12 protein-coding genes are annotated in these 12319 nt (G+C 68.1%); 8 read left to right on the forward strand and 4 right to left on the reverse strand.

Going from position 1 to position 12319, the window contains the following annotated elements:
* Position 1 precedes the first annotated feature (1 nt).
* Entirely contained in the window at positions 2-322 is a 321-nt protein-coding gene (locus JOM49_RS19130; protein WP_209665648.1) for an ArsR/SmtB family transcription factor, read from the forward strand.
* A 3-nt stretch (positions 323-325) separates the two neighbouring features.
* On the opposite strand, the gene JOM49_RS19135 is transcribed toward JOM49_RS19130, so the two are convergent.
* Positions 326-1372 carry an ion channel gene (locus JOM49_RS19135; RefSeq protein ID WP_209665649.1) on the reverse strand — a complete coding sequence of 349 codons (1047 nt, stop codon included), beginning with the start codon at positions 1370-1372 and terminating at the stop codon, positions 326-328.
* Between the two features lie 184 nt (positions 1373-1556).
* Between JOM49_RS19135 and JOM49_RS19140 the strand changes: the two genes are divergently transcribed.
* Both JOM49_RS19140 and JOM49_RS19145 read left to right on the forward strand, forming a co-directional pair.
* On the forward strand, positions 1557-2633 hold the full coding sequence (locus tag JOM49_RS19140; RefSeq protein ID WP_209665650.1) for an SRPBCC domain-containing protein: 1077 nt from the start codon (positions 1557-1559) through the stop codon (positions 2631-2633).
* An 18-nt stretch (positions 2634-2651) separates the two neighbouring features.
* Positions 2652-3602, forward strand: coding sequence for a DNA polymerase domain-containing protein (locus tag JOM49_RS19145; protein WP_209665651.1), 951 nt, complete (start codon positions 2652-2654; stop codon positions 3600-3602).
* A 6-nt stretch (positions 3603-3608) separates the two neighbouring features.
* On the opposite strand, the gene JOM49_RS19150 is transcribed toward JOM49_RS19145, so the two are convergent.
* Positions 3609-5771, reverse strand: coding sequence for a UvrD-helicase domain-containing protein (locus tag JOM49_RS19150; protein WP_308158791.1), 2163 nt, complete (start codon positions 5769-5771; stop codon positions 3609-3611).
* A 403-nt stretch (positions 5772-6174) separates the two neighbouring features.
* A complete protein-coding gene (locus JOM49_RS19155; protein WP_209665653.1) occupies positions 6175-6315 on the reverse strand; it encodes a hypothetical protein in 141 nt (46 codons plus the stop codon).
* 142 nt (positions 6316-6457) lie between these two features.
* On the opposite strand from JOM49_RS19155, the gene JOM49_RS19160 reads away from it, so the two are divergent.
* Entirely contained in the window at positions 6458-6736 is a 279-nt protein-coding gene (locus JOM49_RS19160; RefSeq protein ID WP_209665654.1) for a type II toxin-antitoxin system Phd/YefM family antitoxin, read from the forward strand.
* Positions 6737-6746: 10 nt separating this feature from the next.
* Complete coding sequence (locus tag JOM49_RS19165) at positions 6747-7133, forward strand: type II toxin-antitoxin system VapC family toxin (RefSeq protein WP_245369378.1); 387 nt, start codon at positions 6747-6749, stop codon at positions 7131-7133.
* Positions 7134-7161: 28 nt separating this feature from the next.
* On the opposite strand, the gene JOM49_RS19170 is transcribed toward JOM49_RS19165, so the two are convergent.
* The gene (locus tag JOM49_RS19170) at positions 7162-7839 is read right to left on the reverse strand and encodes an MBL fold metallo-hydrolase (RefSeq protein WP_209665655.1); all 678 of its coding nucleotides are present in this window, start codon (positions 7837-7839) and stop codon (positions 7162-7164) included.
* Positions 7840-8030: 191 nt separating this feature from the next.
* On the opposite strand from JOM49_RS19170, the gene uvrA reads away from it, so the two are divergent.
* Genes uvrA through JOM49_RS19185 form a run of 3 tightly spaced genes read left to right on the forward strand, consistent with a single transcriptional unit; the run spans position 8031 to position 12264 of the window.
* Positions 8031-10892 carry an excinuclease ABC subunit UvrA gene (uvrA, locus tag JOM49_RS19175; protein WP_209665656.1) on the forward strand — a complete coding sequence of 954 codons (2862 nt, stop codon included), beginning with the start codon at positions 8031-8033 and terminating at the stop codon, positions 10890-10892.
* Positions 10893-10923: 31 nt separating this feature from the next.
* Entirely contained in the window at positions 10924-11379 is a 456-nt protein-coding gene (locus JOM49_RS19180) for an SRPBCC family protein (RefSeq protein ID WP_209665657.1), read from the forward strand.
* Between the two features lie 12 nt (positions 11380-11391).
* A complete protein-coding gene (locus JOM49_RS19185) occupies positions 11392-12264 on the forward strand; it encodes an alpha/beta fold hydrolase (protein WP_209665658.1) in 873 nt (290 codons plus the stop codon).
* Positions 12265-12319 lie beyond the last annotated feature (55 nt).

Below are 12319 nucleotides of genomic sequence, written 5' to 3' on the forward strand. Positions count from 1 at the left end.
GATGACCGACGACGACCGGGTGTTCAAGGCGCTCGCCGACCCGACGCGCCGGTTCCTGCTGGACCTGCTCTTCGCCAGGGACGGGCGCACCCTCACCGAGCTCGAGTCGGAACTGGAGATGTCGCGGTTCGGCGTGATGAAACACCTCAAGGTGCTCGAAGAGGCGAACCTGGTGCTCACACGGCGATCGGGCCGGGAGAAGCTCCACTTCCTGAACGCGGTCCCCATCCGGCTCATCCACAACCGCTGGATCGACAAGTACACCGAGCAGCGGGTCTCCGCGCTGGCCGACCTGAAAGCCGAGCTGGAGAGCAATCCTTGAGCGCTACTCGCTCGTGACCCGGGTGCGGTGCCGGCGCAGCGCCGCGGTCAACTGCGCCTCGCTGATCCGTTCCCGGCTCACGAAGTAGAGCACCGAACCGGCGGGCAGCGCGGTGTCCCACGACGGGCTGACCAGCAGGTCGTCCGGGGTGCGGGCGGCGAGCACCGTCGCGTCGTGCTGGCGGCCCAGCGCGGTCTGGCAGTCGCCGAAGGCCGTGGTCTCCGGCAGTCGCAGTGAATAGGTGTTCCCGTTGCCACCGTGGGTCATCAGTTCCTCGTAGACCTGCGTGATGCCGGGATCTTGCAACTCCTCGGTCAGCATGTGCGGGTTGTGCCACTGCACGCAGTGGATGGCCTCGCTGACGTACCGGAAGTGCTTCGCCCGGTCGAGGTCGCGCAGGGCGACCACCACGTGCGCCTGGGTCTGCAGGTGGTCGACGGTCACCGCCATGGCCAGCGCCTCGTTGTCGTCACGCGCGTCGATGAGCACGGCACGGGCGTGGTGCACGCAAGCCCGGCGCAGCACGCTCTCCGAGGTCAGGTCGCCGCGGACGAACTCCACCGTGCGTTCCGGCAGCGGGTTCGACTCCACTTCGGGCCACGCGCCGAGCACCATGCGCAGCGATTCGTCGGAATGCAGTTCGTCGAGGATGCGCTCGGTGCGGCCGGGGGTGTAGCCGAGGACCACGATGTGGCCGGCGACCTCGAGCGTGCCGGAGCCGTGCATGCGCCGTCCCCTCCGTTTCTCGATCATGGACGCCAGCTGGGCGAACAGCGTGGTCAGCGTGGCGATGCCGCCGATGATCACGTAGCCGCCGACCAGATGTCCCCAGGTGGTCTCCGGGTAGAAGTCGCCGTAGCCGACCGTCGAGGCGGTGACCACGAACCACCACCAGAAGTTCGCCGGCTCGACCAGTTCGCTCCCGGCGGGCTCGGCCAGCAGCATCAACGGCCAGCTGGTGACGAACACGGAGAGCACCACGGCCAGCGGCGGCAGGCCGACGCGCGAGCCGAGGGCGCGGCGGATGAGGCGGATCAGGAACACGGGCATCCGATACCTCCTCTACGTCGTGGTCCTCCGGATTCGGGACACGGTAACCGCGAGCCGGGCCGCGGGTCACCCGAATGGAGTCACGGGATCATCACGCCCGGGCTGCTCCTTGACTGCCTCGACGGCGCCCCCTATCGTCAACGCCTCAGTTGATAAACAAGTTCGTTGACTAAGGAGTCGACCGATGACCGGCACGACGATCACCGCCCAGCCCGGCACCCCGTTCATCGAGGTGGTGCGCGAGTTCGACGCGCCGCCGCAGCTGCTGTTCCGCGCTTCGACCGACCCGGAACTGCTGGCGCGGTGGATGGGACCGCGCGAGGTCGAGATTCGGGTGCTCGAGTTCGACGCGCGCCCGGGAGGGCGCTACCGCTACGTGCACACCGACAACGAGGGCGACTACTACTTCAACGGGGTCTTCCACACGGTGGTGCCGAACCAGCAGATTGTTCAAACCTTCGAGTACGAAGGGTGGCCCGGCAGCGTCAGCCTCGAGTCCTCCACCTTCGAGGACCTCGGGGGCCGCACCCGGTTGCGCAACCGCAGCGTCTTCCCGAGTGTGGAGGCCCGCGACACCGCGGTGGAGAGCGGGATGGAGTACGGCATCCGCGATTCGATGGACCGCCTGGCGGCGCTGGTCGGCCCGGCCAGAGGGCTGGTGGTCGTGGACATCTCGATGTCGCTGGACGGCTACGTCACCGGGCCGAACCCGGACACCGAGCACGGCCTCGGCATCGGCGGCGACGACCTGCACCTCTGGGCGATGGGGGCGCGCTCGGGCAAGCGGGACAAGGAGGTGCTCGACGCCGCCTACGAGCGGTCCGGCGCGGTGATCATGGGACGGCGGCTGTTCGACTTCATCGACGGCCCGACCGGCTGGAGCGAGGAGGTCGGCTACGGCGCGGAGCGTGACCAGAGCGACGCCCCGCCGGTCTTCGTGATCACCCATTCGGTGCCCGAGAAGGTGCGGTTGTCGGGCCGCCGGTTCAACTTCGTCACCGACGGCCTGGAAAGCGCGCTCGAGCAGGCACACGCCGTCGCGGGCGGCAAGGACGTGGTGATCATGGGCGGCGGGGAGACCTGCGGCGCGTTCTTGCAGGCTGGGCTGGTGGACGAGCTGGTGCTGCACCTCGCGCCGGTGGTGCTCGGCGGGGGCACGCCACTGTTCGCGCCGGACGCGCCGGTGCGGCTCGACCGTGTCGCCTCCGTGTCGACCCCGGCGGCCGAGCATCTGACCTATCGTGTGCGCAGGACTTCCTGACCCGGACGAGGTGGGCCGATGGCTGCGGACGAAGAGCGCGACGGGGTGCCGCTGACCAACCTGGATCAGCCGCTGTTCGACGAGTCGGGGGCGACCAAACGGGACCTCGTCGACTACCTCGACGCCGTCTCGGACCGGATAATCCCCGGGTTGCGCGGCAGGCCGCTGTCGGTGGTGCGCGTGCTGCGCGGCCGGGCGCCGTTCATGCAGAAGAACGTCCCGAAGAACACGCCGGAGTGGGTGAAGACCGTGGCGCTGTGGGCGGACAGTTCGAAGCGCGAGGTCTCCTACGCGCTCTGCGATGACCGGCCCACCCTGCTGTGGTTCGCCAACCAGCGGGCGGTCGAGTACCACCCGACGCTCAGCCTCGCCGAGGAGCGCGTGCACCCGACGCACCTCGTGCTCGACCTGGACCCGCCCGCCGGCGACCACTTCGACGTGGTGGTGCGGGCGGCGTTCCTGGTCCGCGAAGCGCTGGCGAACGACGGCCTGCGGGGTGTGGTGAAAACCAGCGGCTCGAAGGGCGTGCACATCTTCGTCCCGCTCGCGCCCGCCCAACCCATCGACGACGTCGCCGCGGCGACGCGCGCCGTCGCCGCCCGCGCCGAACGCCTCGACCCGGTGCTCGCCACCACGGCATTCATTCGCGAAGACCGGGAAGGCAAGGTGTTCCTGGACTCCACCCGCTCCGGGGGCGCCACCGTGGTCGCCGCCTACAGCCCCCGCCTCCGCCCCGGCACCCCAGTCTCGTTCCCCGTCGCCTGGGACGACCTCGATCGGGTGAAACCCGCCGACTTCACCGTGCACACCGCGCTGTCCCTGCTGGGCGAGTCAGACCCCTGGGCGACCCAAATGCCCGAGCCGCAACACCTGCCCGCGGACCTGGTCGAAGAAGGCCACACCATCCCGATCGCCCGCGTGCAAGCCATGCACGAAGGAAAACGCCGAGCCCGAGCCCGCCGCGAATAACCGCTGTCAGTGCCCGTGCCGCTTCAGCCACTCGGGACTGCAGCAGAATTCACAGGGCTCGAGTTCGCCTGGCCGTACCGCCGCCCAAGCGACCGGGACCTTGTCGTGCACGTTCTTGCCTTGGCGCTGTGACCGGCTTTGGCCCTTTCGGAGCCAGTTGCAGTGCTGATCGTTGTGGTAGGCGTTGCCGCCCCGCGTCCGGTAGCCCCGAGGCAGGACTCCGCGTGGGGGCTTCTTGCAGGTCCCGCACCACTCGATCGGCATCTCGTGCACGCACTCCACCACGGCCGGGGGCGGTTCGGGCTTTCGATCGAGCTCGGTTTCCGCAACGACACCCCACCAGAGGAAGTCGCGTGCGCGGGTCGCGGCGACAAGGCGCTGTCGGCTGCGCAGCTCACGGGCTTCCTGCTCGTTCTCGACCGATTTGTCCGGGACATCGACGACCAGAACGGCTTGGAAGTCCAGTCCCTTGGCCCGGTGCACCGTCCCGACCTTCAACCGGTCATCCGTTTCCCCGCGGTAGTTCTCCAGCAGGGTCATGGGGATCCCGGCCTCACGCAACGGTTTGGTGCACAGTGACAAGTCCCGATGGTGGAACACCACGAGTGCGGTTTGCCCGAGTGGCACGGAAAGCTGCTCGAGCCGGGTGCGCAACGCTGCTCCGAGGTCGGCTGCCGGGCCGCGCCAGGACAGCGTGGTGCCACCTGAATTCACCGATTCGACGTCCAGCAGAGCGACCCCGCTCGCGCCGTCGAGGTCGTCGACTTCGTTGTCCGCGTCGAAGCGCTGGGCGAAAGCCAGCACTTCGGCCCGGTTGCGGTAGTTGACCCGCAGCACCTCGCCGCGTCCCTGGATGGGGATCCCGGCGTCGGAAAGGCGCCAGCCGCCCGGGTACACCTGCTGCTGTCCATCGCCGACCAGCAACAGCCGATCGGGGCCGTCCCCGGCGAGCTCGCGGAGGAACCGCAAGCCGGTCAGCGTTATGTCCTGGACCTCGTCCACCGCCACCGCGGCGTACGGCTCGTCCAGCGGCCGTTCCGATAATTCGGTGTGCGCGACGCTGACCATGTCGTTGTAGTCGTGAAGATCGCGTTCGGCCAGTTTCTCCTGGTAGGTCAGGTAAAGCTGCCAGATCAGTTCTTTGTGCCGCGGGGCCAGGCGCCCGCGACCCCGCCGTGAGATACCTACGTATTCCTCGAACGAGGTGATACCACGGCCCTTGATGACCCGGTCCACTTCGGTCCAGCAGTACTCCTGGTGGGGAACGATCGGCTCCAGTACTTCACGGTGGAGTGACCAGGCACGGGAAAAGGCGGTTCGGATCTGGGAGGAGTTGACGTTGAGCCGATGGCCGCGGGCGGTCAGGAACCTGCCCAGCCAGGCGTGCAGGTTGAGGAACTCCACCCGGTCCGCGACCTCCGGCGCCAGGCGCCGGAAGGAAGCTTCGGTGACCGGAGGGAGGTTCTTCACGAAGGTCGTGAGCAACAGCGGACCCGGCGCATGCCTCGCCAAGTGTCGGAGCCGGTGCAGCAGGACAACGGTCTTGCCGGTGCCCGCCGGCCCGCTGATCCGGGCCGGGCCGTTGTACCTCCGGGTCACGATCGCCAGCTGCTGGGGGTGCAGGAAGGTCAGCCAGGAATCGAAGGACCGGGTTTGGGCGGCTGCCACCTGGTCCGCGGTGAGATCTTCGGCGAGGAGGAGCCCGTCCGGCTCGGGCGCGCGTTCCGGTTTGGGGACCGTCAATCGAAGGTAGTCAGCGAGGCGTGGCGCTGCCTGCTCGGTGATCGCGGTGATCTGCCTGCGATTGAGATGGGCCAGGTCTCGCTTGAAAAGTTCGTTCAGCTTCGTTTCGTCCACCGCCCAATACGGCCGATCGTTCCGGTGCGAATTCACGGTGGTCCGGCCGGCCGTGACAAGAACCAGGTGCACGGCGCTGCCGGCGAGGAGTTGGCCTCGATGATCGCGGATACCGGCCAGTCGCTCCTCGGCGTGGCGGCGTATCGCCTGGGCCGCGGACACGTCAGGCGGTTGCTCGGCGACGATCACGGCGTATACGCCAGTCGGGCCGAACAGGAACGCATCGGCTCTGGTGCTGTCTTTCGCGGGAAGAGCGCGTCGCAGCAAAAGTGACCAGCTTTGCGAGGTCCGGACAAGCAGCCCTTCGAACACCCGTCGTTGCAAGGGCGTGAGATCGGGGAAAGCTCGTCTCAGCCTCTCGGACGCTTCTCGCTCCACAAGCCGTGCGGCGTGCCTGCTCAGATTCACGCGACCTCCCCGAAACAAAGCTTCTGGCCGGCAACGGTAAATCCAAGATCATCGACAAAGGTGGCTCCCGACGCGATTCCACTCCGATGCCGTAGAAATGTTGATTGTTCGTGCACTGGGTGCAGTCGTTCGTTCGAGCGTTTGAGGGAGCCTTGCCCATCGCCGGGTGTAACACCGAATCGCGTTGGCCCGACTGACTCACCAGGTCGAGCGTTGCGGACAAGGGTGGTAAGAGATGGAATGCGCACGATGTGGTCTGACGGTCGGCCGTAGGTGCGCCTGTGCGCCCGCCCGCCCGTTCCGAGAACTACGTACCCTGGTCCGGCAAGGCAGGCTCGCCTTGAGTGACCTCGATGCCGCCGAACGTGCCGCGCTGACCACGGAACAGCGTCGTCAACTGGAAGACCTCGAAAACGACGTCCTCCATCGCGGCGATCAAGACGTCCACGGTGGTACCTCGGTGTCCACCAGATCCGGTGGCCTGCCCACCCTCGGTCGATACCGCTGATACGAACAGGGGGTATCGCGTCGGCGGTGTACGCGACCAGCCACGTGTAGCTCGGTGAGCTACGCGTGGCTACACTCGTCTCATGAAGGTGATCACCCAGCGCGAGTTCCGCAACAACTCCGCTGCCGTCATGGACGCCGTCGAGGCCGGCGAGGTCTACCACGTCACTCGCAACGGCGTCGAAGTGGCTGAGCTGCGGCCGGTACCGCGTAGGCGTCGCCTTACTGCCGAGGAGTTGGTGGAGCGGCATCGGAGGCTGCCCACGGTCGAGGCTGCTCAGATGCGCCGAGAGGCCGACGAGTTCTTCGGCACCGACGATCGGGTGGATTCCGATGACGTGTGGGAGCAGTCTCGTGGCTGAGCGTCACGAGATGGGCGTGCTCGACACCTGTACTTATATCGACCTCGGCCTGCTTGACCCTGCTGCACTGCCCAAGATCCCGGAACTCACCGCGGTCACCATGGCTGAGCTGCATCAGGGCGTGGCGATGGCAAAGGACGCCGCCGTCCGTGCGACGCGCACCGAAAAACTCGGCGCCGCCATCGTCGACTTCGTGCCACTGCCGTTCGACGGTGAGGCGGCCGCCCGCTACGGGACATTGGTGGCGCTGGTCCTCTCGGCGAAGCGAGACCCCCGGCCTCGCCGGATGGATCTGATGATCGCCGCCATCGCGTCTTCGCGTGGACTGCCGCTGTACACCCGCAACGCAGACGACTTAATAGGACTGGGCAACATGGTCGAAGTCGTTGCTGTGTGAATGATGTCGCCGGTGTCTTCCCGCGTTCTCACCAGCCGCGGGCGCGCCACTCCGCCAGGTGCGGGCGCTGCTCTCCGAGCGTCGAGTCGTCCCCGTGGCCTGGGTAGAACCAGGTCTCGTCCGGCAGTACATCGAAAACGCGCGACGACACATCGTCGAGCAGAGAAGTGAACTCTTCCGGTGAGCCGGTCTTGCCGACGCCTCCAGGGAACAGGGAATCGCCGGTGAAGAGGTGTGGGGGGCCGGTGGGGTCCCGGTAGAGCAGGGCGATGGAGCCCGGGGTGTGGCCCCGCAGGTGGATGACTTCGAGCACATTCTCGCCGACCGTCAAGGTGTCGCCGTGTTCGACGAGGAAGTCGGGCGGGACGGGTAGCGGGTCGGCATCGGCGGGGTGGGCGGCGGTGTTCGAGCCGTTCGCCCCGGCCACCGCGCCCAGTGCCTGCCAGTGGTCCGCGTGCTGGTGCGTGGTGACCACGGTGCGTAACGCCGGGCGGTCCGGACCGTGGCCGATCAGATCCGAAATGCGCTCCGGATCGGCCGCCGCGTCGATCAGCAGGGCCTCGCCGCTGGACCGGCAGATCAGCAGGTAAGCGTTGTTGTCCATCGGCCCGACCGACAGCTTGGTGATGGTCAGCTTCGGCAGGGTCCGCCGGGTGGCGTCGCCGCCCGGTTCGACATGGCCGGTGTAGGTGTCCACGACGTTCACGCGTCGAACTCTAGTACGAATCACCTCACCCGATCGAACCCGCCGCGCGGGGGCACGTACCCTCGAACCCGGCGCGAATTCGCAGCCCCACCAGGCAGGACCTCCAGGATCCGAAATTGTCGGTGGTGCGACCTAGCATGGAGGCGGCCGCCTCACACCCGGCCGTTCCGAATCCAGTGAAGGGACCTCGCGTGGCAGATCGCCTCGTTGTTCGCGGTGCCCGTGAGCACAACCTCCGCGGTGTCGACATCGACCTCCCGCGGGACAGCTTGATCGTGTTCACCGGCCTGTCCGGTTCGGGCAAGTCCAGCCTTGCCTTCGACACGATCTTCGCCGAGGGCCAGCGGCGTTACGTTGAGTCACTCTCGGCCTACGCCCGGCAGTTCCTCGGCCAGATGGACAAGCCCGACGTCGACTTCATCGAGGGCCTCTCGCCCGCGGTGTCGATCGACCAGAAGTCCACCTCGCGCAACCCGCGCTCGACGGTGGGCACCATCACCGAGGTCTACGACTACCTCCGCCTGCTCTACGCCCGCGCCGGCAAGCCCCACTGCCCCAAGTGCGGCGAGCCGATCAGCAAGCAGACCCCGCAGCAGATCGTCGACCAGGTCCTCGAGATGGAGCAGGGCACCCGCTTCCAGGTGCTCGCGCCGGTGGTCCGCGGCCGCAAGGGCGAGTACGTCGACCTCTTCGCCAACCTGCAGCAGCAGGGCTACTCGCGGGTGCGGGTGGACGGCGCGGTGCACTCGCTGACCGACCCGCCGAAGCTGAAGAAGCAGGAAAAGCACGAGATCGGCGTGGTGATCGACCGGCTCACCGTGAAGACCGGCTCGAAGCAGCGCCTCACCGACTCCATCGAGACCGCGCTGCGCCTGGCCGACGGCCTGGTCGAGCTCGAGTTCGTCGACCTGCCCGAGAACGACACGCACCGCATCCGCGGCTTCTCCGAGCACCTCGCCTGCCCCAACGGCCACCCGCTGGCCGTGGAGGACTTCGAGCCGCGCTCGTTCTCCTTCAACTCGCCCTACGGCGCCTGCCCCGAGTGCACCGGTATCGGCATCCGCAAGGAGGTCGACCCGGAACTGGTGGTGCCGGACGACGAACTCTCACTCGGCGAGGGCGCGGTGGCGCCGTGGGCCGGTGGCCAGAGCGCCGAGTACTTCCTGCGGCTGCTCGAATCCCTCGCCGAGACCATCGGCTTCCGGATGGACACGCCGTGGCGGCGGCTGCCCGCGCGGGCGCAGAAGGCCGTGCTGCACGGCGTCGACGAGCAGGTGCACGTCCGCTACCGCAACCGCTACGGCCGCCAGCGCTCCTACTACGCCAACTTCGAGGGCGTCATCCCGTTCCTCGAGCGCCGCCAGGAGCAGACCGAGTCCGAGTACATGCGCGAGCGGTACGAGGGCTACATGCGCGAGGTCCCGTGCCCCACCTGCCAGGGCACACGGCTCAAGCCGGAGATCCTCGCGGTCACCCTGGAGCACCGCACGCACGGGCCCCGCTCGATCGCCGAGGTCTGCGCGCTTTCGGTGGACGAGGCTTCGGAGTTCCTCAACGGCCTGTCGCTGGGCAAGCGCGAGGCGATGATCGCCGGTGCCGTGCTGAAGGAGATCCAGGCGCGGCTGCAGTTCCTGCTCGACGTCGGCCTCGACTACCTCTCGCTCGACCGCGCCTCCGGCACGCTCTCCGGCGGTGAGGCGCAGCGCATCCGGCTGGCCACGCAGATCGGCTCCGGCCTGGTCGGCGTGCTGTACGTGCTGGACGAGCCGTCCATCGGCCTGCACCAGCGCGACAACCACCGGCTGATCGAGACGCTGACCCGGCTGCGTGACCTCGGCAACACGCTGATCGTGGTCGAGCACGACGAGGACACCATCCGCTCCAGCGACTGGGTGGTCGACATCGGTCCCGGCGCCGGCGAGCACGGCGGGCACATCGTCCACAGTGGACCGTACAAGAAGCTGCTGAAGAACAAGCAGTCGCTGACCGGGGACTACCTGTCCAAGCGCCGGGAGATCGCGGTGCCGGAGATCCGGCGCCCGATCGACCGCAAGCGCCAGCTGACCGTGGTCGGCGCGCGCGAGCACAACCTGCGCGGGCTCGAGGTCTCCTTCCCGCTGGGCTGCCTGGTCTCGGTCACCGGCGTCTCCGGCTCCGGCAAGTCCACCCTGGTCAACGACATCCTGGCCACGGTGCTGGCGAACAAGCTCAACGGCGCCCGCCAGGTGCCGGGCCGGCACACCCGGATCAAGGGCCTGGACAACGTGGACAAGCTGGTCCGCGTCGACCAGTCGCCGATCGGGCGCACCCCGCGGTCGAACCCGGCCACCTACACCGGTGTGTGGGACCACGTGCGCAAGCTGTTCGCGGCCACCACCGAGGCCAAGGTCCGCGGTTACCAGCCGGGCCGGTTCTCCTTCAACGTCAAGGGCGGGCGCTGCGAGGCGTGCGCGGGCGACGGCACGATCAAGATCGAGATGAACTTCCTGCCGGACGTCTACGTGCCGTGCGAGGTGTGCAAGGGCGCGCGGTACAACCGCGAGACGCTCGAGGTGCACTACAAGGGGAAGACCGTCTCGGACGTGCTGGACATGCCGATCGAGGAGGCCGCCGAGTTCTTCGAGCCGATCAAGGCGATCCACCGGCACCTGGCGACCCTGGTCGACGTCGGCCTCGGGTACGTCCGGCTCGGCCAGCCCGCGCCGACGCTGTCCGGCGGTGAGGCGCAGCGGGTCAAGCTGGCCAGCGAGCTGCAGAAGCGCTCGACCGGCAAGACGGTCTACATCCTCGATGAGCCGACCACCGGGCTGCACTTCGAGGACATCCGCAAGCTGCTCGGCGTGATCAACGGCCTGGTGGACAAGGGCAACTCGGTGATCGTGATCGAGCACAACCTGGACGTGATCAAGACCTCCGACTGGCTGATCGACATGGGTCCCGAGGGCGGTTCCGGTGGTGGCACGGTGGTCGCGGAGGGCACGCCCGAGCAGGTGGCCGAGACCGAAGGCAGCTACACGGGCGAGTTCCTCCGGGAAATCCTGCCGATCGGCTGAATGATCGGGCGGATCTGTCCATAATGGCCGCGTGCGGGTGAACGACTACCGGTTTCGCGACGTCTGGCTGGTGGAGGCTCCGGTGCGGCCGGTGTTCGCCGCACTGGTCGACCTCGCTGCCTATCCCGAGTGGTGGCCGGATGTGCGATCGGTGCGGCAGGTGGCCGACGACACCGCGGAGCTCCTCTGCCGCGCGCGGCTGCCGTACGAGCTCAGGATCACCATGACCAGGGTCGAGGAGAACGAGCGCGACGGCAGGCTGCTGGTGGACCTCGGCGGGGATCTCGAGGGTTCGCTCGGCTGCCTGCTCTCCGCCCAGGACGGCGGCACCCGGCTGGACATCACCCAGCACGTGGTGGTGCACAAACCGCTGCTGCGGCTGCTGTCGCCGGTGGCGGCGCCGGTGTTCCGGGCGAACCACGCGCTGATGATGCGCCGCGGCCGCCGTGGCCTCGCCGAACGGGTGGGCGCGGTCACCGGAAGGTGATTGACTGGCTCCATGGGGAGAATCGGTCATTTCACCACGGTCGAGGGGCGTGCCCGCTACTTCGCGGCGTATGACGAGGCGATGCGGGAGTGCCCGCCGGAGCGCACGGAACTGGACGTGCCGAGCCGGTACGGCACGGTGCGCGTCTACCGCTACGGCTCGGCGGGCGGCGCGCCCATCGTGCTGTTGCACGGGTCGCACGCGAGTTCGGCGATGTGGGCACCCAATCTTCCCGGCCTCATCGCCGAGCGCACCGTCTACACCGTGGACACGCTCGGCGAGCCGGGGCGCAGCGTGCAGACCTTGCCGATGCGCGACGGCGCCGAGCGCGCCGGGGCGCTGGAGGACGTGTTCGAGGAACTGGGGCTGGAAGGTTTCCACCTCGCGGGGTTGTCCGCCGGTGGCTGGCAGACGCTGAACCAGGCGCGGCACTTCCCCGGCAGGCTCGCCTCGATCGCGTTGTTCGACCCGGCGAACACCCTCGGCAAGCTGACCAAGCGCTTCTTCGCCGGGGCGACCATCGCCCACCTCTGGCCGGGTGACGCGATGATGAGGCGGTTCCTGCGCTGGTGCTCGGGCAATCCGCCGTCGATGGACGTGCCCGCGGCGAAGGTGCTGCTCGCCGGGATGAGCGAGTTCCGGACCGGGCTGCCGCCTCTCGCTTATCCGGACGACGGTGTGCTGAGGTCGATCCGGCTACCGGTTTTCGCCTTGATCGGCGGCCGGAGCGTGGTGCACGACCCGGAGGTGGCGGCCGAGCGGGCGCGTGAGTTGTTCCCGCGGGCCGAGGTGGAGTTGTGGCCGGAGGCGACGCACGCGCTGGTGGGGGAGCAGCCGGAGCGGACGGTCGAGCGGCTGCTGGGATTCGTGGCGGACAAAGGCTGACGCGGTCGCGAGCCCTGGGGGAAGCTCGCGACCGCGTCAGGCGGCGGTGTGGAGG

The organism is Amycolatopsis magusensis (assembly GCF_017875555.1).
In the GTDB taxonomy this organism is placed as follows: Bacteria; Actinomycetota; Actinomycetes; order Mycobacteriales; family Pseudonocardiaceae; genus Amycolatopsis; species Amycolatopsis magusensis.

Bases quoted from the DNA above. Each gene is read 5' to 3' on its own strand.
- JOM49_RS19130 (WP_209665648.1), top strand. From the start codon at position 2: ATGACCGACGACGACCGGGTGTTCAAGGCGCTCGCCGACCCGACGCGC.
- JOM49_RS19135 (WP_209665649.1), bottom strand. From the start codon at position 1,372: ATGCCCGTGTTCCTGATCCGCCTCATCCGCCGCGCCCTCGGCTCGCGC.
- JOM49_RS19140 (WP_209665650.1), top strand. From the start codon at position 1,557: ATGACCGGCACGACGATCACCGCCCAGCCCGGCACCCCGTTCATCGAG.
- JOM49_RS19145 (WP_209665651.1), top strand. From the start codon at position 2,652: ATGGCTGCGGACGAAGAGCGCGACGGGGTGCCGCTGACCAACCTGGAT.
- JOM49_RS19160 (WP_209665654.1), top strand. From the start codon at position 6,458: ATGAAGGTGATCACCCAGCGCGAGTTCCGCAACAACTCCGCTGCCGTC.
- JOM49_RS19165 (WP_245369378.1), top strand. From the start codon at position 6,747: ATGGGCGTGCTCGACACCTGTACTTATATCGACCTCGGCCTGCTTGAC.
- JOM49_RS19185 (WP_209665658.1), top strand. From the start codon at position 11,392: ATGGGGAGAATCGGTCATTTCACCACGGTCGAGGGGCGTGCCCGCTAC.